Source organism: Pseudomonas sp. A-1 (assembly GCF_004801855.1).
Taxonomy (GTDB): domain Bacteria; phylum Pseudomonadota; class Gammaproteobacteria; order Pseudomonadales; family Pseudomonadaceae; genus Geopseudomonas.
Genome location: NZ_SSTC01000065.1, coordinates 1 through 24,703 on the forward strand (window position 1 = coordinate 1; position 24,703 = coordinate 24,703).

Sequence of the window (24,703 nt, forward strand, 5' to 3'; positions counted from 1 at the left end):
CGCGCGCCGTTCGCGCAGGCTGGCCTGGGCGGCCAGCACCAGCAGCGCGGCCAGACCGCCGGCCAGCACGCCGGCCTGCCACCAGAAGCCTTCCGGCAGCGGCAGGCGCAGGGCCGCGCCGGTCATCCAGCCGGGCAGCAGGTAGGCCGTCGCCCAGCCGGCGGCGGCCACCAGGCTGACCGCGGCGAAGCGCGGCAGCGGCATGTCGAGCATGCCGGCGACGGTCGGCAGCATCGGCCGCAGCGGGCCGATGAAGCGGCCGAGCAGCAGGCTGATCACCCCGTAGCGCTGGAAGTAGAACTCGGCCTGGGCCAGCCATTCCGGATGGCGGCGCAGCAGCGGCAGGCGGCGGATGTCCTCGTGGAAGCGCCGGCCGAGGGCGTAGGACAGCGCGTCGCCGAGCAGGCCGCCGGCATAGCCGAGCAGCAGGGTCTGCCACAGCGTCAGCGCGCCGCCGCCGGCCAGGGCGGCGACGGCGAACAGCAGCACTGTACCCGGCACCACGATGCCGGCGATGGTCAGGCATTCGATGCAGGCGATCAGGAAGATGGCCAGGCCCAGCCACTCGGGATGGGCGCCCAGCCAGGCGGTGAGGCTGTCGAGCCACTGGCTCATGCGTCTTGCTCCTTGACGTCGATCAGATGGAAGTCGCTGCCTTCGCGCTGGCCGCGGCGCAGCGGGTTGCGCGTGCAGTGGCGGGCCCAGGCGGCATCGACGAAGCGGTATTCGAGGTGCTCGTCACGCCCGCGGGGGATGCCCAGGCGGGTGGTCTGCACGATCCGCGCCGGCCGCTCGCCGACGTCCTCGACGAACAGGCGCTGCCAGTCGAAGCGCGCACCGTCCCAGTCCGGCACCTTGAGGCCGAGGGCGCGGCACAGCAGGGTCTGCCCGGCGCACAGCTTTTCCGGCGGGCGCGGCCGGCCCTGGCGGTCGGGGTTGTTGGCCTGCATCCGCGCCAGCGAATCCGCGCCGCTCAGCGCATCCTGCCAGGGGACGCCGGACTTGATCAGCACCGCGTTGCCGGCGCCGTGGGCGCTGAAGTTCAGCGAGTCGCCGCCGCGCGCGTAGTACATGTAGATGTGCCCGCCGTCCATGAACAGTGCGCGGCGCTTGTGGGTGTAGCCGAGCGAGGCGTGGCTGCCCCGGTCGGTCAGGTAGTAGGCCTCGGTCTCGATGATCCGCGCGCTCAGCCACAGGCCGTCGACCCGGTGGCGGATCACCTTGCCGAGCAGTTCGCGCGCCACCAGGCAGGCGTCGCGGTCGAAGAAGGCGTCGGCCAGCGGGCGGGCGCCGGGCCAGGGCAGGGTGGCGGGGGCAGGCGAGGCGGTCATCTGGCGCGGGCGGGTGACGGAAGGGCGGCCATGATAGCAACACCCGGCAACGAGCGGCTCCTGCCGTCCGCCCGTTGCTGCTGGGCGCGGCCCGGCTGGCAGGGCTATAATCGACGACTTTTTCCAGCCGTCGGATCGCCGAGACCATGACCGAGTCCGTACTCGATTACATGACCCGCCTGGGTCGCGCCGCGCGCGAGGCCTCGCGCGTCACCGCTCGCGCCACCACCGCGCAGAAGAACAACGCCCTGCTGGCCGCCGCGCGCGCCCTCGACGCCGCACGCGAGGAACTGATCCGCGCCAACGCGCAGGACCTGGACAACGGCCGCGCCAACGGCCTGGACGAGGCCATGCTCGACCGCCTGGCGCTGACCCCGGCGCGCATCGACGACATGATCGAGGGCCTGCGCCAGGTCGCCGGCCTGCCCGACCCGATCGGCACCATCCGCGACATGCGCTACCTGCCCTCGGGCATCCAGGTCGGCAAGATGCGCGTGCCGCTGGGGGTGATCGGCATCATCTACGAGTCGCGCCCCAACGTGACCATCGACGCCGCCAGCCTGTGCCTGAAGTCCGGCAACGCCACCATCCTGCGCGGCGGCTCCGAGGCGATCCACTCCAATCGCGCCATCGCTGCCTGCATCCAGCAGGGCCTGGCCGAGGCCGGCCTGCCGGCGGCCTGCGTGCAGGTGGTGGAGACCACCGACCGCGCGGCGGTGGGCCAACTGATCGCCATGCCCGAGTTCGTCGACGTCATCGTGCCGCGCGGCGGCAAGGGCCTGATCGAGCGCATCAGCCGCGACGCCCGCGTGCCGGTGATCAAGCACCTGGACGGCATCTGCCACGTCTACATCGACGTCGCCGCCGACGAGGGCAAGGCGATCCGCGTCGCCGACAACGCCAAGACCCAGCGCTATGCGCCGTGCAACACCATGGAGACCCTGCTGGTGCACGAGGCCATCGCCACGCGCGTGCTGCCGCCGCTGGCCGAGATCTACCGTGCCAAGGGCGTCGAGCTGCGCGGCTGCGCGGCGACCCGCGCGCTGCTCGGCGCCGACGTGCTGGAGGCGACCGAGGAGGACTGGCACACCGAGTACAACGCGGCGATCCTGTCGATCCGCGTGGTCGACTCGCTGGAGCAGGCCATCGAGCACATCAATCACTACGGCTCGCACCACACCGACGCGATCATCACCGAGAGCTTCACCGACGCGCGGCGTTTCCTCACCGAGGTGGATTCCAGCTCGGTGATGGTCAACGCTTCGACCCGCTTCGCCGACGGCTTCGAGTACGGCCTGGGCGCCGAGATCGGCATCTCCACCGACAAGCTGCACGCCCGCGGCCCGGTCGGCCTGGAGGGGCTGACCAGCGAGAAGTACGTGGTGTTCGGCGACGGTCACGTGCGCGGCTGATGATCCGGCGCATCGGTCTGCTCGGCGGCACCTTCGACCCCATCCACATCGGCCACCTGCGTGCCGCGCTCGAGGTGGCCGAGCAGTTCGCCGTCGACGAGCTGCGCCTGATCCCCAGCGCCAGCCCGCCGCACCGCGGCACGCCGCAGGTGAGCGCGCAGCAGCGTCTGGACATGGTGCGCCTGGCGGTGGCCGACGTGCCGCCGCTGGCGGTCGACGACCGCGAGCTGTGGCGCGACAAGCCGTCGTGGACCATCGACACCCTGGAGTCGCTGCGCGCCGAGCTGGGCGGCGAGGTCCAGCTGCTGCTGCTGGTCGGCTGGGACGCCTTCTGCGGCCTGCCGACCTGGCACCGCTGGCAGGAGTTGCTCGACCACTGCCACATCGTCGTGCTGCAGCGCCCGGACGCCGACAGCGAGGCGCCGGAAGCCCTGCGCGACCTGCTGGCCGCGCGCAGCGCCAGCGATCCGCAGGCGCTCAGGGGGCCGGCGGGGCAGATCGCCTTCGTCTGGCAGATGCCGCTGGCGATCTCCGCCACCGGCATCCGCGAGCGCCTGGCCGCCGGCCGCTCGATCCGCTTCCTGGTACCCGACGCGGTGCTGGCCTACATCCACACGCACGGTCTGTACCGTGCCACCCCATCTACCCAAGAGTGAACATCCGACAATGCAAGCCGAACAACTGGTCCAGGTGGTGATCGCCGCCCTGGAAGAACTGAAAGGTCAGGACATCCTCACCATCGACGTGCGCGAGAAGACCAGCATCACCGACTTCATGGTGATCGCCACCGGCAGCTCCAGCCGCCACGTCAAGTCGCTGGCCGAAACCGTGCTGGAAAAGACCAAGGAGCAGGGCGTGCGGCCGATCGGCAGCGAAGGCCTGGAGTCCGGCGAGTGGGGCCTGATCGACCTCGGCAACGTGGTGGTGCACGTGATGCAGGCCGCCACCCGCCAGTTCTACGACCTCGAGCGCCTGTGGCAGGGCGCCGAGCAGAGCCGCGCCCAGCAGTCGCAGGAGTAACGCCCGGCATGCGCATCCGACTGATCGCCGTCGGCTCGCGGATGCCGCGCTGGGTCGAGGAGGGCTGGCAGGAGTACGTCAAGCGCCTGCCGCCCGAGCTGGCCCTCGAACTGGTGGAGATCCCGCTGAACACCCGCGGCAAGAACGCCGACGTCGCCCGCCTGATCCGCCAGGAGGGCGAGGCGATGCTGGCGCGGGTGCAGCCCGGGGAGCGCGTGGTCACTCTCGAGGTCCATGGCAAGCCGTGGAGCACCGAGCAGCTGGCCGCCGAGCTGGACCGCTGGCGCCTCGACGCGCGCACCGTCAACCTGATGGTCGGCGGCCCGGAAGGGCTGGCGCCGGAGGTGTGCGCGCGCAGCGAGCAGCGCTGGTCGCTGTCGCCGCTGACCCTGCCGCACCCGCTGGTGCGGGTGCTGCTCGGCGAGCAGATCTACCGCGCCTGGACCGTGCTGTCCGGCCATCCGTACCACAAGTAACCGCGCCTCCATGCCGCAGCCGATCCAGCTCAAGGACCACGAACGCGATGCCCGCCTGGTGCGCAGCCGGGCGATCGTCGGCGCGATCTTCGTCCTGCTGCTCACCGGCGTGCTGGTGGCGCGCATGTACTACCTGCAGGTGATCCAGTACGAGCACCACTCGACGCTGGCGGAGAACAACCGCATCCACGTGCAGCCGCTGCCGCCGACCCGCGGGCTGATCTACGACCGCAACGGGGTGATCATCGCCGACAACCGGCCGAGCTTCAGCCTGACGGTGAGCCGCGAGCGCGCCGACGACTGGCGTCAGGTGCTCGACACCATCGTCGAGGTGCTCGAGCTGGGCGAGGAAGAGCGCGCGCTGTTCGAGAAGCGCGTGCGCCAGGGGCGGCGGCCGTTCGAGCCGGTGCCGATCCTCTTCGAGCTGACCGAGGAGCAGATCGCCCGCATCGCGGTCAACCAGTTCCGCCTGCCCGGCGTCGACGTGGTCGCCCAGCTGGTGCGCCACTACCCGCAGGGCGAGCACTTCGCCCACTCGGTGGGCTACGTCGGGCGGATCAACGAACAGGAGCTGAAGAGGCTCGACCCGGTGGACTACAGCGGCACCCACCACATCGGCAAGACCGGCGCGGAGAAGTTCTACGAGAACGTGCTGCACGGCCAGGTCGGCTACGAGGAGGTCGAGACCAACGCCCGCGGCCGCGTGCTGCGCGTGCTCAAGCACACCGACCCGATCCCCGGCAAGGACATCCGCCTGCACCTCGATCTCAAGCTGCAGGAGGCCGCCGAGGCGGCGCTGGGCGGCCGCCGTGGCGCGGTGATCGCCATCGAGCCGGCCACCGGCGGCGTGCTGGCGATGGTCAGCCAGCCGAGCTTCAATCCCAACCTGTTCGTCACCGGCATCGGTTTCAAGGACTATGCGGCGCTGCGCGACTCCATCGACCGGCCGCTGTACAACCGCGTGCTGCGCGGCCTGTATCCGCCGGGCTCGACGGTCAAGCCGCAGGTGGCGCTGGCCGGCCTGGACGCCGGGGTGGTCAATTCGGCGAGCCGCGTCTACGACCCGGGCTACTACCAGCTGCCGGGCAACAGCCACAAGTACCGCAACTGGAACCGCAGCGGCGACGGCTGGGTCGACCTCAACCTGGCCCTGGCGCGCTCCAACGACACCTATTTCTACGACCTGGCGATCAAGCTCGGCATCGACCGCCTGCACCAGTACATGAGCGCCTTCGGTCTCGGTCAGCGGGTGTCCCTCGACCTGTCCGAGGAAGCCGCCGGGCTGATGCCCTCGCGCGAATGGAAGCGCGCCAACCGCCGCCAGGGCTGGTTCCCCGGCGAGACGGTGATCACCGGCATCGGCCAGGGCTACATGCTGACCACCCCGCTGCAGCTGGCCCAGGCCACCGCGCTGATCGCCAATCGCGGCCGCTGGGTGCGCCCGCGCCTGCTCAGGGACGCCGACGGCATGAGCGCCGAGCAGCTGATGGCCTCCGGCCTGCTGGAGGAGCGCGACACGCCGCCGAACATCGTCGCCAGCAACCCGCGCTACTGGGACCAGGTCACCCGCGGCATGGTCGAGGTGGTGCACGGCGCGCGCGGCACCGCGCACAAGCTCGGCCTCGGCTCGCCCTACCTGATCGCCGGCAAGAGCGGCACGGCGCAGGTGGTGGCGATCCGCCAGGGCGAGAAGTACGACCGCAACAAGGTGCGCGAGCGCCATCGCGACCACGCGCTGTTCGTCGCCTTCGCGCCCGCCAACGACCCGAAGATCGCCGTGGCGGTGATGGTGGAGAACGGCGAGTCCGGCTCCGGCGTGGCCGGCCCGGTGGCCAAGCAGGTGCTGGACGCCTGGCTGCTCGACGAGCATCGTCGGCTCAAGCCCGAATTCGCGCCGCCGCCGGCGGCAGAGGTGGCCCGTGAACACTAGCCCGAGCTTCGACCGCACCCTGTCCGGGGAGGACGTGCTGCGCCGCCGCGCCAGCCTGCTGCAGCGCCTGCACATCGACGGCCCGCTGCTGCTGCTGCTGGTGACCCTCGGCGTGGTCGGCCTGTTCGTGCTGTGGTCGGCCGGCGGCAAGCACTGGGAGCTGCTGCTCAAGCAGACCACCTCGTTCGGCATCGGCCTGGTGGCGATGTGCACCATCGCCCAGCTGGAGCCGCGCTTCATGGCGCGCTGGGCGCCGCTGGCCTATGGTTGCGGCGTGCTGCTGCTGCTGGCGGTGGAGTTCGTCGGCTACACGGCGATGGGCGCCACGCGCTGGATCAACATTCCCGGGGTGATCCGCTTCCAGCCCTCGGAGTTCATGAAGCTGATCATGCCGGCGACCATCGCCTGGTACCTGTCCAGCCGCAGCCTGCCCCCCAGCTTCAAGCACCTGCTGATCGCCCTGGCGCTGATCGGCGTGCCCTTCGTGCTGATCCTCAAGCAGCCCGACCTCGGCACCGCCATGCTGATCCTCGCCTCCGGCGCCTTCGTGCTGTACATCGGCGGTCTGCGCTGGTGGTGGATCGGCGGGGCGATCGCCGCGGCGGTGCCGGTCGCGGTGGCCATGTGGTACTTCGTGCTGCACGACTACCAGAAGCAGCGCGTGCACACTTTCCTCGATCCGGAGAGCGACCCGCTGGGCACCGGCTGGAACATCATCCAGTCCAAGGCGGCCATCGGCTCGGGGGGGGTGTTCGGCAAGGGCTGGCTGCTGGGCACCCAGTCGCACCTGGATTTTTTGCCGGAAAGCCATACGGACTTTATCATTGCCGTGCTCAGCGAAGAGTTCGGCATGGTCGGCGTGTGCCTGCTGCTGGTGGTCTACCTGCTGCTGATCGCCCGGGGGCTGGTGATCACGGTGCAGGCGCAGACCCTGTTCGGCAAGCTGCTGGCGGGGAGCATCACCCTGACCTTCTTCGTCTACGTTTTCGTCAACATCGGCATGGTCAGCGGCTTGCTGCCGGTGGTGGGGGTGCCGCTGCCTTTCATCAGCTACGGCGGAACTTCGCTGGTGACGCTGATGTCAGGATTCGGCATTTTGATGGCGATCCATACGCACCGCAAATGGATCGCCCAGGTTTGAGACTCGGAGTGAAAAGCACAATGCACAGAGTGCGCGCATGGGTTCGGCAGGGCGTGTGCCGGATCGGCCTGGCCGGTCTGCTCGGCATCGCCGCGCCGGCCATGGCTGGGGACTACCAGAGTTCACCCGCGGTCGATGCCTTCATCGGCGAGATGGTGCGCGAGCACGGTTTCACCGCACCGCAGCTGCAGGCGCTGCTCGGCGCCGCCGAGCGCAAGCAGCCGATCCTCGACGCCATCTCGCGGCCGGCCGAGCGGGTCAAGCCGTGGAAGGAGTACCGGCCGATCTTCATCACCCAGGCGCGCATCGACCAGGGCGTGGCGTTCTGGAACCAGCACGCCGAGTCGCTGGCGCGCGCCGAGCGCGAGTACGGCGTGCCGGCCCAGGTGATCGTGGCGATCATCGGCGTGGAAACCTTCTTCGGCCGCAACACCGGCAACTGGCGGGTGCTCGACGCCCTGGCCACCCTCGGCTTCGACTATCCGCCGCGCGCCGACTTCTTCCGCAAGGAGCTGCGCGAGTTCCTCCTGCTGACCCGCGAGCAGCAGGTCGATCCGCTCAGCCTCAAGGGCTCCTACGCCGGCGCCATGGGCCTGCCTCAGTTCATGCCGAGCAGCTTCCGTGCCTATGCGGTGGACTTCGACCACGACGGCCACATCGACATCTGGGGCAATCCGGTGGACGCCATCGGCAGCGTGGCCAGCTACTTCCACCGCCACGGCTGGGTGGCCGGCGACCCGGTGGTGACCCGCGCGCGCGTCGCCGGCACCCGCTTCGCCGACGGCCTGACCCAGGGCCTGGAGCCGGTCAAGTCGGTGGGCGACCTGCGCCAGCTCGGCTGGACCCCGCTTGATGCGGTGGAGGACAACTACGCGGTGACCGCCTTCCGCCTCGAGGGCGAACAGGGCGACGAGTTCTGGATGGGCCTGCCCAACTTCTACGTGATCACCCGCTACAACCGCAGCGTGATGTACGCCATGGCCGTGCACCAGCTCTCCAGCGCGCTGCATGCGCAGCGCCAGGAGTTCTGACATGCGCCCATCCCTGCCGCGGCTGCCGCTGGCCGTACTGTGCAGCCTGGCCCTGCTGAGCAGCTGCACCACCTCGCGCGCGCCGGTCGACAGCGACCAGGCCGTTTCCGGCCCGGGCAGCTACGCCCGCCCGCACCGCGACGGCGCGCCCTGGTGGGACGTCGACGTGTCGCGCATCCCCGATGCCGTGCCGATGCCGCACAACGGCCCGGTCAAGGCCAGTCCCTACACGGTGTTCGGCAAGCCCTACTATCCGATCCAGGATGCGCGCAACTACCGCGCCACCGGCACCGCCTCCTGGTACGGCACCAAGTTCCACGGCCAGGCCACCGCCAACGGCGAGACCTACGACCTGTACGGCATGACCGCCGCGCACAAGACCCTGCCGCTGCCCAGCTACGTGCGGGTCACCAACCTGGACAACGGCCGGAGCGTGATCCTGCGGGTCAACGACCGCGGGCCGTTCTATTCCGACCGCATCATCGACCTGTCCTTCGCCGCGGCGAAGAAGCTCGGCTATGCCGAGACCGGCACCGCGCGGGTCAAGGTCGAGGGCATCGACCCCCAGCAGTGGTGGGCCCAGCAGGGCCGGCCGGTGCCGATGGTGCTGGCCAGCAATGCCGGCGCCCCGCGCAGCAACAAGCTGATGAGCCTGCCGGCGCCCAGCGAGGTGCGCAGCGTGCCGCAGCCGGTGGCCGCGCCCATCGAGACCTGGACGCCGCCGCCGGAGCAGCATGCCGCCGCCGTCCTGCCGGTCGAGGTGGCGGTAAAAAAAAACGCTTCTGCCCCAGCCGCTGGGCTGTATCTCCAGGTGGGCGCCTTCGCCAACCCGGACGCTGCGGAACTCCTCAAGGCCAAGCTGAGCTCGGTGGTGGGGACTGCGCCGGTGTTTATCAGCTCGGTCGTGCGCAACCAGCAGGTCCTGCACCGGGTGCGCCTGGGGCCGATCGACACTCAGGATGAGGCCCTGCAGCTGCAGGACTCCCTGCGACTGGCCAGCCTCGGCCAGCCGACGCTGGTGCGGCCGGACTGACGCCGCCCGGCACCGTAGCAATGCCCGCAAGGGCCTGATTCACCTACCTAGCTATTCGAGAGACGGATGAACATCACCACCTTAGTGCACCGCTTGTTCCTGCTGGTCCTGCTCGCCGCGGCACCTGCCGCCTGGGCCGCCGAGCAGGTCGTTCCGGCGCCGCCGCAACTGGCGGCCAAGGCCTGGCTGCTGATGGATGCCGACAGCGGCAACGTGCTGGTCCAGCAGAACGCCGACGAGCGCCTGCCGCCGGCCAGCCTGACCAAGCTGATGACCGCCTACATCGCCACCCTGGAGATCAACCGCGGCCAGGTCGGCGAGAAGGATCTGGTGACCATCAGCGAGCACGCCTGGCGCACCGGCGGCTCGCGCATGTTCGTCCAGGTCGGCACCCAGGTGAGCATGGGCGACCTGCTGCACGGCATCATCATCCAGTCCGGCAACGACGCAAGCGTGGCGGTGGCCGAGCACATCGCCGGCAGCGAGGACGCCTTCGCCGACCTGATGAACACCACCGCCGGCAAGCTCGGCATGGTCAACAGCCACTTCATGAACGCCACCGGCCTGCCGCACCCGGAGCACTACTCCTCGGCCCACGACATGGCCAGGCTGGCGCGCGCGATCATCAAGGAAGACCCGGCGCACTACGCCATCTACGCGCAGAAGGAGTTCCTCTGGAACAACATCAAGCAGCCCAACCGCAACCTGCTGCTGTGGCGCGACAAGACCGTCGACGGCCTGAAGACCGGTCACACCGAGGAAGCCGGCTACTGCCTGGTAGCTTCCGCCGTGCGTGACGGCCAGCGCCTGATCGCCGTGGTGTTCGGCACCAACAGCGAGCAGGCCCGCGCCGCCGAGACCCAGAAGCTGCTGACCTACGGCTTCCGCTTCTTCGAGACCCGCCAGTTCTACGCCAAGGGCGCCGAGCTGACCCAGGCCCCGGTGTGGAAGGGCGCCGAGCGCCAGCTCAAGGCCGGCCTGGCCGAGGACCTGACCCTGACCCTGCCGCGCGGCCAGATGGACAAACTGCAGGCCAGCATGACCCTGCAGCCGATGATCGAGGCGCCGGTGGCCGCCGGCCAGGAAGTCGGCAAGGTCGAGGTGCGCCTCGGCGAGCAGGTGCTGCACAGCGCGCCGCTGGTGGCCCTCGAGGCGGTCGAGGAGGGTGGTATCTTCCGCCGCCTGTGGGATAGTATCCGACTGTTTTTCTACGGATTGTTCAACTGATCCATTGACCTGAGCGCGGCGCCCCGATCCCGGGGCGCCGGCATTGCGGGCCACAAGCCCGTCGAGACCATGACCGATACCAAGACCTCCGCTACCGAAGTCCAGGCGCCGAAGATCGAATTTCCCTGCCACGGCTACCCGATCAAGGTGATCGGCGACGCCGGCGAGGGCTTCGCCGACCTGGTGATCGACATCGTCCGCCGTCATGCGCCGGACCTCGACGTCACCACCCTGACCCTGCGCGACAGCAGCAACGGCCGTTTCGTCTCGGTGCAGCTGGCGATCCGCGCCACCGGCGTCGAGCAGCTGCAGGCGATCCACGTCGACCTGCGCGCCACCGGCCGCGTGCACATGGTGCTGTGATGGGCCCCCTGCGGGTGCGCGAGCTGGGCCGGCTGCCCTACCTGCCGGCCTGGCAGGCGATGCAGCGCTTCACCAACGAGCGCGGCCCCGACACCCCGGACGAGATCTGGCTGCTCGAGCACGAGCCGGTGTTCACCCAGGGCCAGGCCGGCAAGGCCGAGCACCTGCTGATGCCCGGCGACATCCCGGTGGTGCAGGCCGACCGCGGCGGCCAGGTGACCTACCATGGCCCGGGCCAGCTGATCGCCTACCTGCTGCTCGACGTGCGCCGTGCGAATCTGGGCGTGCGCGAACTGGTCAGCCGCATGGAGGCCAGCCTGGTCGCCCTGCTCGAAGGCTACGGCGTCGAGGCCCATGCCAAGCCGGACGCCCCCGGCGTCTACGTCGGCGCGGCGAAGATCGCCTCGCTCGGCCTGCGCATCCGCCACGGCCGCTCCTTCCATGGCCTGGCGCTCAACGTCGACATGGACCTGGAACCGTTCGGCCGCATCAATCCCTGTGGCTATGCCGGCATGGCCATGACCCAACTCAAGGATCTGGCCCAGGGCCCGATCAAACTCGCCGAAGTGCGTGCCGCGCTGGTGCGCCAGCTGGTCGGCCAGCTTGGCTACGCTGAATACGAGACCCTCGCGGGAGGGCTGGAGCTGACATGAGTACCGTGGACAACACCACCAAGGGCCCGGCCAAGGTCGAGGCCGGGGTCAAGCTGCGCGGCGCCGAGAAGGTCGCGCGCATTCCGGTGAAGATCATTCCCACCGAGGAACTGCCGCGCAAGCCGGACTGGATCCGCGTGCGCATCCCGGTCACCCCCGAGGTCGAGCGCATCAAGCAGCTGCTGCGCCAGCACAAGCTGCACAGCGTGTGCGAGGAAGCCTCCTGCCCGAACCTCGGCGAGTGCTTCTCCGGCGGCACCGCCACCTTCATGATCATGGGCGACATCTGCACCCGCCGCTGCCCGTTCTGCGACGTCGGCCACGGCCGGCCCAACGCGCTGGATCCGGACGAGCCGAAGAACCTGGCGCTGGCCATCGCCGACCTGCGCCTGAAGTACGTGGTGATCACCTCGGTGGACCGCGACGACCTGCGCGACGGCGGCGCCCAGCACTTCGCCGACTGCCTGCGCGAGATCCGCGCGCTGTCGCCCAGCGTGCAGCTGGAGACCCTGGTGCCGGACTACCGCGGGCGCATGGAGATCGCCCTCGACATAACCGCCACCGAGCCGCCGGATGTTTTCAACCACAACCTGGAAACCGTTCCGCGCCTGTACAAGTCGTCGCGCCCGGGCTCGGACTTCGAGTGGTCGCTGGACCTGCTGCAGGAGTTCAAGAAGCGCGTGCCGGGCGTGCCGACCAAGTCGGGCCTGATGCTCGGCCTCGGCGAGACCGACGAGGAGGTGATCGAGACCATGCAGCGCATGCGCGAGCACGACATCGACATGCTCACCCTCGGCCAGTACCTGCAGCCGTCGCGCAGCCACCTGCCGGTGCAGCGTTTCGTCCATCCGGACACCTTCGCCTGGTTCGCCGAGGAAGGTGAGAAGATGGGCTTCAAGAACGTCGCCTCCGGTCCGCTGGTGCGCTCGTCCTATCACGCCGACCAGCAGGCCCACGGCCACAAGATCGGCTGAGTCCTGTGTAGGGTGGGTAAGGCCGCAGGCCGTAACCCACCCTACAGTCAGCGCTGGAATGCAAAGGGCGACCCGCGGGTCGCCCTTTTCGTTGCTGGCTGGCGCCTCAGTTCAAGGCAGTGAACAGCCGGCGCTGGCGCCGCGCGGTGAGCGCGGTCCAGCCCAGCAGCAGGGCGCAGACGCCGGCCAGCGGCCAGGCGCGCCACTGCAGGTAGGGCGTCAGGCCCTGCATCGGCACCACCTCGCCGCGCAGCACGGCGCGCTGGAACTGCGGCGCCTGCGCCTGCACCCGGCCGAACGGGTCGATCAGCGCGGTGACGCCGTTGTTGGTGGCGCGGATCATCCAGCGGCTGCTCTCCAGAGCGCGCATCTGCGCCATCTGCAGGTGCTGCAGCGGGCCGATCGAGGTGCCGAACCAGGCGTCGTTGCTCACCGTCAGCAGCAGCTCGCTCCGCGCGGCGAGACTCGCGGCGAACTCCGGATAGACCACCTCGTAGCAGATGTAGGGGGCGATGCGGTAGCCGCGCGCCGTCAGCAGCGCCTGGTCGGCCGGGCCGCGGGCGAAGTCGGACATCGGCAGGTCGAAGAAGGCGATCAGCCCGCGCAACAGCTCCTGCAGCGGCACGTACTCGCCGAACGGCACCAGCTTCTGCTTGAGGTAGGTGCCGCCACCCTGGCCGACCACCTGCAGGGCGTTGTAGTAGCGCGCCCGGCCGGCGTCGTCCTTCTCGCGCAGCGGCACGCCGGTGACCAGTGCGGCATTGCGCTCGCTGGCGAAGCGGCCCATCACCGCCAGGTAGCCCTCGGCGTATTCCTTGAGCACCGGCACCGCGGTCTCCGGCCAGACGTAGAGGTCGGCCGGCGCCTCGGCGAAGGTCAGGTCGCGGTACAGGGCGAGCTGGGCGTTGAGCTGCTCGGGGTCCCACTTGAGGTTCTGCGCGACGTTGCCCTGCATGGCGGCGACCTTCAGCGCCGGGCCGGCCGGGGTGGTCCAGGGGTGGTCCTTGAACCACAGGCCACTGCCCCACAGGCCGGCGAGCAGCGCGGCGGCGCCCAGCAGGCAGCGCCCGCGCGGCAGCAGCGCCGGCAGGTTGGCCAGCAGGGCGGCGGTCAGCGCCATGGCGAACGACAGCAGCCACACGCCGCCGAGCGGCGCCAGGCCGGCCAGCGGGCCGTCGAGCTGGGCGTAGCCGGCATACAGCCACGGGAAACCGGTGAACAGCCAGCCGCGCAGCGCCTCCTGGGCCAGCCATAGGGCGGCGAAGGCCAGCGCGTCGGCCAGCGGCGCGCGTTCGCGGCGCAGCCACTTCGCCCAGGCCCAGGCCGGCAGGGCGAAGAACAGCGCGAGGCCGGCGCAGAACGCCAGGGTCAGCAGCGCGGCCAGCGCCGGCGAGGCGGCGCCGTAGTCGTGGATGCTGACGTACACCCAGCTGGTGCCGGCGGCGAAGGCGCCGAAGCCGTACAGCCAGCCGCGGCCGGCGGCGGCGCCGGGGGCCAGGCCGCGCAGGCCGAGATAGAACAGCGCCAGCGACAGCAGGCCGAGCGGCCACAGGTTCCAGGGGGCGAGGGCCAGCGGGGTGAGGGCGCCGGCAGCCAGGGCCAGCAGGTGGCCGGGCCAGCCGGGACGGGAGATCCAGCGCATGAAGATTCCTTGGCGAAAGACAGGCGCGGGCAGCTTAGCGGAGCCGGGCGCGGGCGGGTAGCTGGACGCGGAGCGTCCAGGGTGGCATCCCCACGCGGAGCGTGGGGACGATCAGCGTCCGTGCCTCAGCGCGCCCGCGGGGTCAGGCGCAGCAGGTGGATGCGCCGGCTGTCGGCGTTGAGCACGCGGAAGCGGAAGTCGCCCAGCTCGATGGTCTCGCCGCGCTTGGGCAGGTGGCCGAAGGCGCTCATCACCACGCCGCCGAGGGTGTCGAATTCCTCCTCGGAGAAGCCGGCCTCGAAGAACTCGTTGAACTCGTCCACTGGGGTCAGCGCCTTGACGATGAAGTCGCCGCTGGGCAGCGCCTTGATGAAGCTGTCTTCCTCGACGTCGTGCTCGTCCTCGATCTCGCCGACGATCTGCTCGAGCACGTCCTCGATGGTCACCAGACCGGCGACGCCGCCGTATTCGTCGATGACGATGGCCATGTGGTTGTGGGTGCTGCGGAACTCGCGCAGCAGCACGTTGAGACGCTTGGATTCGGGCACGTAGGTGGCCGGGCGCAGCAGCTTCTGCAGGTCGAAGGACTGCTCGTTGCCGTGCAGCAGCAGCGGCAGCAGGTCCTTGGCCAGCAGGATGCCGAGCACCTCGTCGAGGTTCTCGCCGATCACCGGGTAGCGCGAGTGGGCCGCCTCGATCACCGCCGGGAGGAACTCCTGCGGGTTCTGGCAGGCCTTGATGCTGATGATCTGCGAGCGCGGGATCATGATGTCGCGCACCTGCAGGTCGGCGACCTGGATGGCGCCCTCGACGATCGCCAGCGCCTCGGTGTCGAGCAGTTTGTTGTCATGGGCGTCGCGCAGGACCTCGATCAGCTCCTCGCGGTTCTTCGGCTCATGGGCAAAAGCCTGGGTGATTCTTTCCAGCCAGGACTTCTGCCCCTGGCTCGATCGGTCGTCGCTCATGTGTCCTTACTCTTCGTCGCTCGCGTAGGGATCGGGGTAGCCGAGTTCGGCCAGCAGCTGGCGTTCCAGGGCTTCCATCTCCTCGGCTTCGTCGTCGTCGATGTGGTCGTAGCCCAGCAGGTGCAGGCAGCCGTGGATGGTCAGGTGCGCCCAGTGGGCGTCCGCCGCCTTGCCCTGTTCGGCCGCCTCGCGTGCTACCACCTGGGCGCAGATCACCAGGTCGCCGAGCAGCGGGATATCCAGGATGCCTTCGGGGACCTCGGCGGGAAAGGACAGCACGTTGGTGGCGTAGTCCTTGCCGCGCCAGGTGCGGTTGAGCTCGCGGCCCTCCGCCTCGTCGACGATGCGGATGGTCAGCTCCGAGGGCGCCGTGCGCTGGCGCAGAGCCAGTTCGCACCAGCGGCGCAGCTGCGCCTCGCCGGGCAGCTCGCCGGCCGTGCTGGCCAGTTGCAGATCCAGTTCAACCTGCATGGCGGCTGTCCTCGGTGCGCTCGGCGGCCTTGCCCTGCAGGCGCTGCTCGTAGCGGTCGTAGGCCTCGACGATGCGCTGTACCAGCGGATGGCGCACCACGTCCTTGGCCTTGAAGTGGGTGAAGCTGATCCCCGGCACGTCGCGCAGCACCTCGATGACGTGGGCCAGGCCCGACTTGGTGCCGCGCGGCAGGTCGACCTGGGTGACGTCGCCGGTGATCACCGCGGTCGAGCCGAAGCCGATCCGGGTGAGGAACATCTTCATCTGCTCCAGGGTGGTGTTCTGGCTCTCGTCGAGGATGATGAAGCTGTTGTTCAGGGTGCGCCCGCGCATGTAGGCCAGCGGGGCGATCTCGATCACCTGCTTCTCGATCAGCTTGGCCACCTGCTCGAAGCCCATCATTTCGTAGAGGGCGTCGTACAGCGGGCGCAGGTAGGGGTCGATCTTCTGCGCCAGGTCGCCGGGCAGGAAGCCGAGCTTCTCGCCGGCCTCCACCGCCGGACGCACCAGCAGGATGCGCCGCACCTGCTCGCGCTCCAGGGCGTCCACCGCGCAGGCCACGGCGAGGTAGGTCTTGCCGGTGCCGGCCGGGCCAATGCCGAAGTTGATGTCGTTGTCGAGGATCGCCTTGACGTAGCGCTGCTGGTTGGCGCCGCGCGGGGTGATGTGCGCCTTGCGGGTCTTCAGGGTGACGCTCGGCGTCTGGCCGGGCACGGCCAGATCCTCGAGACCGGACTCCTGGAGGAACAGGTGGACCAGTTCCGGGGTCAGCTCGGTAGCGTGGGTCTCGCGGTACAGGCGGCGCAGCAGGTTCTCGGCGGTGTGGCTGCGCTGGGCGTCGCCGACCAGTTCGAACTGGTTGCCACGGTTGCGGATCTCGATGCCCAGGCGCTGTTCGATCAGGCGCAGGTGCTCGTCGAATTGGCCGCAGAGGTTGGCGAAGCGTCGGGCATCGAGGGGTTCGAGGATGAAGCGGTGGTGTTCCAGGGGAGCGTTCAAGGTCGTCTGTTGGCCGCCGTTCGGCTGGGGGTGATGGACGAAGAATAACCGCAGCGCCCCGAGGGGGAAAGCGCCGCGGCATTGGCGGATGGTGGACTGGCCAGGAGGCGCCCGCCGCGCTCGCGCGGCGGGCGGGGATCAGTAGCTGGCCTCGTCGACCAGGCTGCCGCGCAGCGAGTGCGGCAGCGCCTCGTCGATGTGCACGTCGACGAACTGGCCGATCAGCCGCGGATTGTCGGCACGGAAGTTGACGATGCGGTTGTTCTCGGTGCGGCCCTGCAGCATGCCCGGGTCCTTCTTCGAGTAGTCGCTGACCAGGATGCGCTGGGTGGTCCCGACCATGCGCCGGCTGATCTCGAAGCCCTGCTGGTGGATGCGCGCCTGGAGGATCTGCAGGCGCTGCTTCTTGATCTCCTCGGGAGTGTCGTCGGCGAGGTCCGCGGCCGGGGTGCCGGGGCGTGCGCTATAGACGAAGGAGAAGGAGAAGTCGAAGCCGACTTCCTCGATCAGCTTCATGGTCTGCTCGAAGTCCCTGTCGGTCTCGCCGGGGAAGCCGACGATGAAGTCCGAGCTGATGCACATGTCCGGCACCGCGGCCTTGAGCTTGCGGATACGCGACTTGTACTCCAGCGCGGTGTGGTTGCGCTTCATCGCCGCGAGGATGCGGTCGGAACCCGCCTGCACCGGCAGGTGGACGAACTTGACCAGCTTGGCAATCTCGGCGTGGGCCTGGATCAGCGCGTCGGAGAACTCCAGCGGGTGGCTGGTGGTGTAGCGGATGCGGTCGATGCCGTCGATCGCCGCCACCGCGTAGAGCAGCTCGGCGAAGTCGGCGATGCGGCCGTCGCCGGTGTCGCCGCGGTAGCCGTTGACGTTCTGGCCGAGCAGGGTCACCTCGCGCACGCCGTGCTCGGCCAGGTGGACGATCTCGGCGAGCACGTCGGCCAGCGGTCGGCTGACCTCCTCGCCGCGGGTGTAGGGCACCACGCAGAAGGTGCAGTACTTGCTGCAGCCCTCCATCACCGAAACGAAGGCGCTGGGGCCGTCGACGCGCGGCTCGGGCAGGCGGTCGAACTTCTCGATCTCCGGGAAGGAGATGTCCACCTGCGGCTTCCTGGTGGTGCGCGCGGCGTCGATCATCTCCGGCAGGCGGTGCAGGGTCTGCGGGCCGAACACCACGTCGACGTAGGGCGCGCGTTCGCGGATCGCCGCGCCTTCCTGGCTGGCCACGCAGCCGCCGACGCCGATCACCAGCTCGGGGTTCTGCCGCTTCAGTTCGCGCCAGCCGCCGAGCTTGGAGAACACTTTCTCCTGGGCCTTCTCGCGGATCGAGCAGGTATTGAGCAGGATCACGTCGGCTTCGGCCGGGTTCTCGGTGAGTTCGAGGGCCTGGTGTTCGCCCAGCAGGTCGGCCATGCGCGAGCTGTCGTACTCGTTCATCTGGCAGCCGTGGGTTTCGATGAAAAGCTTCTTGGCCATGGGTGCTCGTCGGGAAAATCCAAGGACCGCGCATTATAGGTGGCAGGGACGGGGCTTCCTAGGCTTCGCGGTCCGGCGGGTGTGCTAGGATTCGCGCCCCGCAGTTCCGTCGGTCCGGAGAGTCATGAGCAAGCCCGCCCCCATCTTCAAGGTGATCTTCCTCAACCAGGGTCAGGTGTACGAGATGTACGCCAAGGCCATCTACCAGAGCGACCTGTGGGGTTTCCTGGAGGTCGAGGAGTTCGTCTTCGGCGAACGCACCCAGGTGGTGGTCGATCCCAGCGAGGAGAAGCTCAAGGCGCAGTTCGAGGGCGTGGTGCGCAGCTTCGTGCCGATGCACGCGATCATCCGCATCGACGAGGTGGAGCGCCTGGGCACGGCGAAGATCAGCGAGGCCAAGGGCGGCGGCAACGTGATGCCGTTCCCCATGCCGCCGATGCCGGAGCGCTGAGTGGTCGAGGATTGCCTGTAGTCGGGTAGGGTGGAAAGCTCGCGCAGCGATTTTCCACCACCTCTGCGCACCGTTGTCTGGTGGTGGACAATCGCTGGCGCGAGTCGTCCACCCTGCGCGGGATTCAGCGCAGCGGAGCGAACGGCGGGCCGAGGTCGCTGGCCTGCAGCTCCTGCAGGTAGTTGCGGAAGATCTCGCCGAGCACGCGGTTGGCCTGCTCGAGCTGCTCGGGGCTCATGCCCTCGGCCACCTCGTCGGCACTGTCCAGCGCCTCTTCGGCGCCGTTGACCGCCGCCATCTTCAGCACCACGTAGGCCTGCACGTTGTTGGCCGGCACGCCCTCGCCATGCCAGAACAGGGTGCCGAGGCGCAGCTGGGCCTGGGCATGGCCCTGCAGCGAGGCCTGCTCGTACCAGCGCAGCGCCTCCGGCAGGTCGCGTGGCGGCTGGCCGGCATGGAAAAATTCGCCGAGTTCGAACTGGGCCTGGGCGTCGCCGCCCTCGGCGAGGCTGCGGCACTGGGCCAGCGCCTGATCGAGATCCTGGGGTTGGGTGTCGAGCACGCAGCGACTGGTCGCCGGAATCAGCAGGGAGTTGCTCTCGGCATGGCCGAGCAGCGGATTGATCGACAACAGGCAGCCCATCAGCAGGGTGCAGCCAGCACGGTTCATGGCGATCCGGACTTCTCCTGGTTCGGCGGGCGGAGGCTCGGTCGGCTCTGGGCCGACGTTCTCCATTATGGAATAACCCGCCGGGTCATGACAGGGGGCCGGCGGCTTTTCCTGCCGGCCATTGGCCAGTATCCGCCGGCTGGCGCCGTCCGCCGACCCGCAGGGGGCGGCGGACGGCGCGACGCTCAGCCCCTGAGGGCGGCGAAGGCGCGCTCGGCGGCGTCGAGGGTGATCGCCAGCTCGGCTTCGCCGTGGGCGATGGAGGTGAAGCCGGCCTCGAAGGCGCTCGGCGCCAGGTACACGCCGCCGTCCAGCATCAGGTGGAAGAAGCGCTTGAAGCGCTCGGCATCGCTGGTCATCACGTCGTCGAAGGTGACGATGTCGGCGGCTTCGCTGAAGTACAGGCCGAACATGCCGCCCACCTGGGTGGTGACGAAGGGGATGCCGGCGGCAGCGGCGCGCTGCTGCAGGCCGTCGAGCATGCGTGCAGTGTAGTCGCTCAGCTCGGCATGGAAGCCCGGGCGGCTGATCAGCCTGAGGGTGGTCAGGCCGGCGGCCATCGCCAGCGGGTTTCCGGACAGGGTGCCGGCCTGGTAGACCGGGCCGAGCGGGGCGATGCATTCCATGATCGCGCGCTTGCCGCCGAAGGCGCCGACCGGCATGCCGCCGCCGACGATCTTGCCGAAGGTCGACAGGTCCGGGGTGATGCCGTAGTGGCCTTGGGCGCCGCCGAGGGCGACGCGGAAGCCGGTCATCACCTCGTCGAATATCAGCACCACGCCGTGCGCATCGCACAGCGCGCGCAGGCCCTCGAGGAAGCCCGGCGCCGGCGGCACGCAGTTCATGTTGCCGGCCACCGGCTCGACGATGATGCACGCCACGTCCTGGCCGACTTCGGCCAGGGTCTTCTCGACGGCCTGGATGTCGTTGTAGGGCAGGGTCAGGGTGTGTTTGGCGAAGTCGGCCGGCACGCCCGCCGAGCTGGGCACGCCCTGGGTCAGCGCGCCGGAGCCGGCCTTGACCAGCAGACTGTCGGAGTGGCCGTGGTAGCAGCCCTCGAACTTGATGATGGCATCGCGGCCGGTGTAGCCACGGGCCAGGCGGATGGCACTCATGGTCGCCTCGGTGCCGGAGCTGACCATGCGCACCAGCTCCATGGACGGCACCAGCTGGCAGACCAGCTCTGCCATCTCCACTTCCAGCGCGGTCGGCGCGCCGTAGGACAGGCCGTGCTCGAGCTGCCTGCGCACGGCGTCGAGCACTTCCGGATGGCCGTGGCCGAGGATCATCGGGCCCCAGGAGCCGACGTAGTCGACGTAGCGCTTGTCGTCCTCGTCGATGACGTAGGCACCCTCGGCGTGCTTGAAGAACAGCGGAGTGCCGCCGACGCTGCGGAAGGCGCGCACCGGCGAGTTGACGCCGCCGGGGATGTGCTTCTGGGCGTTGCTGAACAGGATTTCGGAGCGGGACATGGAAAGGGTCTCTCGAAAGGAAGGTCAGATGTCGGCGAACAGTTGGCTGAAGGCGTGCGCGCGGCGCTCGACTTCGGCGGCATTCGGGGCGGCGAACAGGGCGTGGATCACCGCGACCAGGCTGGCGCCGCGGGCGATCAGGCCGGGGGCGTTGTCCAGGGTCACCCCGCCGATGGCCACCAGCGGCAGGCGGAAGCGGGTGCGCGCCTCGTCGAGCAGCTCGGGGGTGGCGGCCGGCGCACCGGGCTTGGTCTGCGAATTGAAGAAGCGGCCGAAGGCCAGGTAGCTGGCGCCGTCCTGGCGGGCCTGCTCGGCCAGCTCCAGGCGGGCGTGGCAGGTGGCGCCGATGACGGCGTCGCGGCCGAGCAGGGCGCGCGCGGCGGACAGCGAGCCGTCGCTCTGCCCCAGGTGCAGGCCGACGCCCAGGCGGGTGGCCAGCTCCAGATCGTCGTTGATGATCAGCTGCGCGCCGTGGCGCAGGCACAGCTCGGCCAGCGCCTCGGCCTCACGCAGGCGACGGGCGGCGTCCGTGGACTTGTCGCGGTACTGCAGCAGCCTGGCGCCGCCGCGCAGGGCGGCCTCGACGTAGGGCAGCAGGCGGCCATCGGCCAGCAGCTGGCTGTCGGTGATGGCGTAGAGTCCGCGCAGCGGCTTCATCGGCGGGCTTTCCTCGGGCAGGGGATCAGGAGCAGAAGTCCAGCGGCAGGCGGCGCGGCACGTACTGGCCGCGGCCGGGCTGCTCGGCGTCGCGCAGGGTGCGCCAGGTGTAGGCGAGGGCCGAGCGCACCGCGCTGACCAGCTCCTCGCCCAGCGCCAGGCGGCCGGCCAGGGTGCTGGCCAGGGTGCAGCCGGAGCCGTGGTAGCTGCCCGGCAGGCGCGCGCAGGTGAAGTCGTGGCGGCTGCCGTCGCGCGAGTACAGGCGGTTGTGCACCTCGCGCTCGTCGCCGTGGCCGCCGGTGATCAGCAGGTGCTCGCACAGCGGCAGCAGCTTTTCGGCGCACTCGTCGGCGCTGCCCTCCGGCAGCTCGGCGAGGATGCGCGCTTCCGGCAGGTTGGGCGTGGCGATGCGGCACAGCGGCAGCAGGCGCTCGCGGATCGCGTAGCCGACCTCGTCCTTGCCCAGTGCACCGCCGCCGCCGGCGCGCAGCACCGGGTCGCAGACCAGCGGCACGCCGGGCAGTTGCTGCATGATCTCCACCACGGTGTCGACCATCTCCAGCGAGCCGAGCATGCCCAGCTTGACCGCGGTGACCGGCAGATCGTCGATCACCGCGTTGGCCTGGGCCAGCACCCAGGCACGGTCGAGGACGCGGAAGTCGCTGACGTCGACGGTGTCCTGCACGGTCAGCGCGGTGACCGCCGGAGCGGCGTGGCAGCCCTGGGCGAGCAGGGCCTCGATGTCCGCCTGCAGGCCGGCGCCGCCACTGGGATCGTGGCCGGACAGGCAGAGGACGACGGGACGGGAAGGGTATCGGTTCATGGCTGCCGAGCTTACCACCAAAGTCGACCGCCTGCCCGGGCGGCGCGCCGCGCTTCTGCTTCACTGCAAGGCATGCAACGGCAGGAGGTGGACGATGACTCCCGAGCACTGCGCGGAAACCCATACCGTGACCAACCAGCCGACGCCGCTGGACGGCGCCAACCTGTACCGCGGCGACCGCCCGCTGCAGGAGTGGCTGCAGCGCTTCGGCGCCGACTGGGGGGCGGCGCGGCTGACCGAGTACGGCGAGCTGAGCGGCGGGGAGTTGCTGGCGGCCGGCTTCGCCGCCAACCGCCATGCTCCCGAGCTGCACAGTCACGACCGCTATGGCCACCGCATCGACCAGGTGGAGTTCCATCCCGCCTGGCACCGGCTGATGCAGGCCGGCATCGCCCACGGCCTGCATGCGCTGCCCTGGCGCGAGCCGCGCCCCGGCGCCCAGGTGCTGCGCGCCGGGCTGTTCTACCTGCACAACCAGGCCGAGGCCGGCAGCGCCTGCCCGCTGACCATGACCCACGCCGGCATCGCCGTGCTGCGTCGTCAGGGCGAACTGGGCGAGGCCTGGCTGCCTGGCCTGCTCAGCCTCGACTACGATCCGCGGCCGCTGCCGGTCGCCGACAAGCGCGGCCTGACCCTCGGCATGGCGCTGACCGAGAAGCAGGGCGGCTCGGATCTGCGCGCCAACAGCACGCGCGCCTTCGCCGTCGGCGCGCGCGGCCCGGGGCAGGCCTACGAGCTGCTCGGCCACAAGTGGTTCTGCTCGGCGCCGATGAGCGACGGCTTCCTCACCCTGGCGCAGGCCGAAGGCGGGCTGAGCTGCTTCCTGCTGCCGCGCCTGCGTCCGGACGGCAGCCACAACCGCATCCACATCCAGCGCCTCAAGGACAAGCTGGGCAACCGCAGCAACGCCTCGGCGGAGCTGGAATATCGCGGCGCGCTGGCCTGGATGGTCGGCGCGGAGGGCCGCGGCATCGCCACCGTGCTGGAGATGGTGGCGCTGACCCGCTTCGACTGCATGACCGGCTCGGCGGCGCTGATGCGCCAGGCGCTCAGCCAGGCCCTGCACCATTGCGCGCAGCGCCAGGTCGGCGGCCGCGTGCTGGCCGCCCAGCCGCTGATGCAGAACGTGCTGGCCGACCTGGCGCTGGAGTCGGAGGCGGCGCTGGCGCTGAGCCTGCGCCTGGGCCACGCCCTGGAGCGTCCGGAGGACGAGCAGGAGCGCCACTTCGCCCGCCTGCTCACTGCGGTGGGCAAGTACTGGGTGTGCAAGCGCGCGCCGGCCTTCGTCCACGAGGCGCAGGAATGCCTGGGCGGCGCCGGCTACGTCGAGGAGAGCATCCTGCCGCGGCTGTACCGCGAGGCGCCGGTCAACTCGATCTGGGAGGGTTCGGGCAACGTGCAGTGCCTCGACGTGCTGCGCGCGCTGAAGACGCCCGGGGTGGCCGAGGCGCTGTTCGCCGAGCTGGCCGACGGCCACGGCGAGGCGCGCCTCAGGGCGCTGGTGCTGCGCCTCAAGCACGCCCTGCAGGATCGCGACGGCCTCGAGTACCGTGCCCGCCAGCTGGCCGGCGAGATCGCCGTGGCGCTGCAGGCCGGCCTGCTGCTGCAGGGCGCGCCGCAGGCGGTCGGCGACGCCTTCCTCGCCGCGCGCCTGGACGCGCCGGCGCTGGCCTACGGCTGCCTGCCGCGCGGGGTGGAGGCGGCGGCGCTGCTGGCGCGCAGCCGCCTGCAGGCGTTCGACTGAGCGCGGTGGAGGCGGCTAGAATGCCGCCTCCAGCCCGCACCGCCCTCCGGCGGCGGCTCCTGTGCGAGCCGTGGGGCGCCGTCCTGCGAACCCGTCATGGCCTTTGTCGACCCCGCCCGCTACAGCAATCCCCTGCGCCGCTTCGCCCGCACCCTGGTGCCCGGCGCCGATCCCCTGGTGGCGGCGCCGCTGCCGTTGCCGGAAAGCCTCGCCGGCGAGCCCTGGTACTCGGTCGGCCGCGCGGTGAGCGCGCTTGGCGGCGTGCGGGTCGATGGCTGGTGTCTGGAGGAGTGGCCGGGCAAGGCGCTGCGTGCCTCCTTCACGGCCTGCTGGCGCGCGGCCGACGGCAGGCTGTGGAACGTGCTGCCCGACCGCCGCACCCTGCTGTTCCTGCCCGATCCGGCGCGCCGCTACGAAGGCGTGCCGGTGGCCCCGCGCTACCAGAGCCTGGAGCGCGACGCCCTGCTGGGCGACTACCTGAAGGTCTGCGCCGCCCTCGGGCGGCCGGGGCTGGACGAGGCGAGCTGGGATACCCTGCAGCAGACCCGCGAGCGCCTGGAAGGCTGGCTGGAGCTGGGTGGAAGCGGCGACAGTCCGTGCCCGTGCCGGAGCGGCAGGCGCTACCAGAACTGCTGCAGCCGCCGGCTGCGTGACAGCCTGTGATGGCCCGTCCGCCGCGCAAGCCGTCCGCCGCAGCGGCGCGGCCCGGGCCGCGCCCGGCCACCGCCAAGCCGCCGC

General features: G+C 70.0%; 26 protein-coding genes. 15 read left to right on the forward strand and 11 right to left on the reverse strand.

The window, feature by feature from the left end:
- The coding region (locus tag E5198_RS14635; RefSeq protein ID WP_136490737.1) for a DedA family protein at positions 1 to 615 on the reverse strand (615 nt) is incomplete at its 3' end.
- Positions 612 to 1,331 carry a DNA-3-methyladenine glycosylase gene (locus tag E5198_RS14640; RefSeq protein WP_136490738.1) on the reverse strand — a complete coding sequence of 240 codons (720 nt, stop codon included), beginning with the start codon at positions 1,329 to 1,331 and terminating at the stop codon, positions 612 to 614. The genes E5198_RS14640 and E5198_RS14635, both read right to left, overlap by 4 nt.
- A 146-nt stretch (positions 1,332 to 1,477) precedes the next feature.
- Here E5198_RS14640 and E5198_RS14645 point away from each other — a divergent pair, with 146 nt between their 5' ends.
- The 12 genes from E5198_RS14645 to lipA all read left to right on the forward strand — a co-directional run bounded on the left by E5198_RS14645 (position 1,478) and on the right by lipA (position 12,591).
- The gene (locus E5198_RS14645; protein WP_136490739.1) at positions 1,478 to 2,743 is read left to right on the forward strand and encodes a glutamate-5-semialdehyde dehydrogenase; all 1,266 of its coding nucleotides are present in this window, start codon (positions 1,478 to 1,480) and stop codon (positions 2,741 to 2,743) included.
- Positions 2,743 to 3,399, forward strand: a complete 657-nt coding sequence (gene nadD / locus E5198_RS14650; RefSeq protein WP_136490740.1) for a nicotinate-nucleotide adenylyltransferase — start codon at positions 2,743 to 2,745, stop codon at positions 3,397 to 3,399. Before E5198_RS14645 ends, nadD begins: the two co-directional genes overlap by 1 nt.
- A gap of 10 nt (positions 3,400 to 3,409) precedes the next feature.
- Positions 3,410 to 3,763 (forward strand): ribosome silencing factor, encoded by a 354-nt coding sequence (rsfS, locus tag E5198_RS14655; protein ID WP_136490741.1) that lies wholly within the window; start codon positions 3,410 to 3,412, stop codon positions 3,761 to 3,763.
- Positions 3,764 to 3,771: 8 nt separating this feature from the next.
- A complete protein-coding gene (gene rlmH, locus E5198_RS14660) occupies positions 3,772 to 4,239 on the forward strand; it encodes a 23S rRNA (pseudouridine(1915)-N(3))-methyltransferase RlmH (protein ID WP_136490742.1) in 468 nt (155 codons plus the stop codon).
- A 10-nt stretch (positions 4,240 to 4,249) separates the two neighbouring features.
- Positions 4,250 to 6,169, forward strand: coding sequence for a penicillin-binding protein 2 (mrdA, locus tag E5198_RS14665; RefSeq protein WP_136490743.1), 1,920 nt, complete (start codon positions 4,250 to 4,252; stop codon positions 6,167 to 6,169).
- Between the two features lie 37 nt (positions 6,170 to 6,206).
- Entirely contained in the window at positions 6,207 to 7,310 is a 1,104-nt protein-coding gene (gene rodA / locus E5198_RS14670; RefSeq protein ID WP_168772539.1) for a rod shape-determining protein RodA, read from the forward strand.
- 20 nt (positions 7,311 to 7,330) lie between these two features.
- Positions 7,331 to 8,341, forward strand: coding sequence for a lytic murein transglycosylase B (gene mltB, locus E5198_RS14675; RefSeq protein ID WP_136490745.1), 1,011 nt, complete (start codon positions 7,331 to 7,333; stop codon positions 8,339 to 8,341).
- Position 8,342: 1 nt separating this feature from the next.
- Positions 8,343 to 9,374: a septal ring lytic transglycosylase RlpA family protein gene (locus E5198_RS14680; RefSeq protein WP_136490746.1), complete on the forward strand. Its 1,032-nt coding sequence runs from the start codon at positions 8,343 to 8,345 to the stop codon at positions 9,372 to 9,374.
- Between the two features lie 66 nt (positions 9,375 to 9,440).
- Positions 9,441 to 10,601 carry a D-alanyl-D-alanine carboxypeptidase family protein gene (locus tag E5198_RS14685; RefSeq protein WP_136490747.1) on the forward strand — a complete coding sequence of 387 codons (1,161 nt, stop codon included), beginning with the start codon at positions 9,441 to 9,443 and terminating at the stop codon, positions 10,599 to 10,601.
- Between the two features lie 69 nt (positions 10,602 to 10,670).
- A complete protein-coding gene (locus E5198_RS14690) occupies positions 10,671 to 10,964 on the forward strand; it encodes a DUF493 domain-containing protein (RefSeq protein WP_136490748.1) in 294 nt (97 codons plus the stop codon).
- A complete protein-coding gene (gene lipB / locus E5198_RS14695; RefSeq protein WP_136490749.1) occupies positions 10,964 to 11,617 on the forward strand; it encodes a lipoyl(octanoyl) transferase LipB in 654 nt (217 codons plus the stop codon). Before E5198_RS14690 ends, lipB begins: the two co-directional genes overlap by 1 nt.
- Positions 11,614 to 12,591: a lipoyl synthase gene (gene lipA / locus E5198_RS14700; protein WP_090349475.1), complete on the forward strand. Its 978-nt coding sequence runs from the start codon at positions 11,614 to 11,616 to the stop codon at positions 12,589 to 12,591. The genes lipB and lipA overlap by 4 nt, the downstream gene beginning before the upstream one ends.
- A gap of 106 nt (positions 12,592 to 12,697) precedes the next feature.
- On the opposite strand, the gene lnt is transcribed toward lipA, so the two are convergent.
- From lnt to miaB, 5 genes are all read right to left on the reverse strand, one after another.
- Positions 12,698 to 14,233, reverse strand: coding sequence for an apolipoprotein N-acyltransferase (gene lnt / locus E5198_RS14705; RefSeq protein WP_136490750.1), 1,536 nt, complete (start codon positions 14,231 to 14,233; stop codon positions 12,698 to 12,700).
- A gap of 125 nt (positions 14,234 to 14,358) precedes the next feature.
- A complete protein-coding gene (locus tag E5198_RS14710) occupies positions 14,359 to 15,198 on the reverse strand; it encodes an HlyC/CorC family transporter (RefSeq protein WP_136490751.1) in 840 nt (279 codons plus the stop codon).
- A gap of 6 nt (positions 15,199 to 15,204) precedes the next feature.
- A complete protein-coding gene (gene ybeY, locus E5198_RS14715) occupies positions 15,205 to 15,669 on the reverse strand; it encodes an rRNA maturation RNase YbeY (RefSeq protein ID WP_136490752.1) in 465 nt (154 codons plus the stop codon).
- Positions 15,659 to 16,669, reverse strand: a complete 1,011-nt coding sequence (locus E5198_RS14720) for a PhoH family protein (RefSeq protein WP_136490753.1) — start codon at positions 16,667 to 16,669, stop codon at positions 15,659 to 15,661. Before E5198_RS14720 ends, ybeY begins: the two co-directional genes overlap by 11 nt.
- Before the next feature lie 138 nt (positions 16,670 to 16,807).
- On the reverse strand, positions 16,808 to 18,148 hold the full coding sequence (miaB, locus tag E5198_RS14725; protein ID WP_136490754.1) for a tRNA (N6-isopentenyl adenosine(37)-C2)-methylthiotransferase MiaB: 1,341 nt from the start codon (positions 18,146 to 18,148) through the stop codon (positions 16,808 to 16,810).
- Between the two features lie 124 nt (positions 18,149 to 18,272).
- Between miaB and E5198_RS14730 the strand changes: the two genes are divergently transcribed.
- A complete protein-coding gene (locus E5198_RS14730) occupies positions 18,273 to 18,599 on the forward strand; it encodes a DUF1820 family protein (RefSeq protein WP_136490755.1) in 327 nt (108 codons plus the stop codon).
- Between the two features lie 124 nt (positions 18,600 to 18,723).
- Here E5198_RS14730 and E5198_RS14735 read toward each other — a convergent pair whose 3' ends face one another.
- From E5198_RS14735 to E5198_RS14750, 4 genes are all read right to left on the reverse strand, one after another.
- Positions 18,724 to 19,269, reverse strand: coding sequence for a tetratricopeptide repeat protein (locus E5198_RS14735; RefSeq protein ID WP_136490756.1), 546 nt, complete (start codon positions 19,267 to 19,269; stop codon positions 18,724 to 18,726).
- A 185-nt stretch (positions 19,270 to 19,454) separates the two neighbouring features.
- A complete protein-coding gene (gene hemL, locus E5198_RS14740; protein ID WP_136490757.1) occupies positions 19,455 to 20,741 on the reverse strand; it encodes a glutamate-1-semialdehyde 2,1-aminomutase in 1,287 nt (428 codons plus the stop codon).
- Positions 20,742 to 20,765: 24 nt separating this feature from the next.
- Positions 20,766 to 21,398: a thiamine phosphate synthase gene (gene thiE, locus E5198_RS14745; protein WP_136490758.1), complete on the reverse strand. Its 633-nt coding sequence runs from the start codon at positions 21,396 to 21,398 to the stop codon at positions 20,766 to 20,768.
- Between the two features lie 25 nt (positions 21,399 to 21,423).
- Complete coding sequence (locus E5198_RS14750) at positions 21,424 to 22,221, reverse strand: hydroxymethylpyrimidine/phosphomethylpyrimidine kinase (RefSeq protein ID WP_168772538.1); 798 nt, start codon at positions 22,219 to 22,221, stop codon at positions 21,424 to 21,426.
- 94 nt (positions 22,222 to 22,315) lie between these two features.
- On the opposite strand from E5198_RS14750, the gene E5198_RS14755 reads away from it, so the two are divergent.
- Both E5198_RS14755 and E5198_RS14760 read left to right on the forward strand, forming a co-directional pair.
- Entirely contained in the window at positions 22,316 to 23,965 is a 1,650-nt protein-coding gene (locus tag E5198_RS14755) for an acyl-CoA dehydrogenase family protein (protein WP_136490760.1), read from the forward strand.
- A 96-nt stretch (positions 23,966 to 24,061) separates the two neighbouring features.
- Complete coding sequence (locus E5198_RS14760; protein WP_136490761.1) at positions 24,062 to 24,628, forward strand: SEC-C domain-containing protein; 567 nt, start codon at positions 24,062 to 24,064, stop codon at positions 24,626 to 24,628.
- Positions 24,629 to 24,703: the final 75 nt, after the last annotated feature.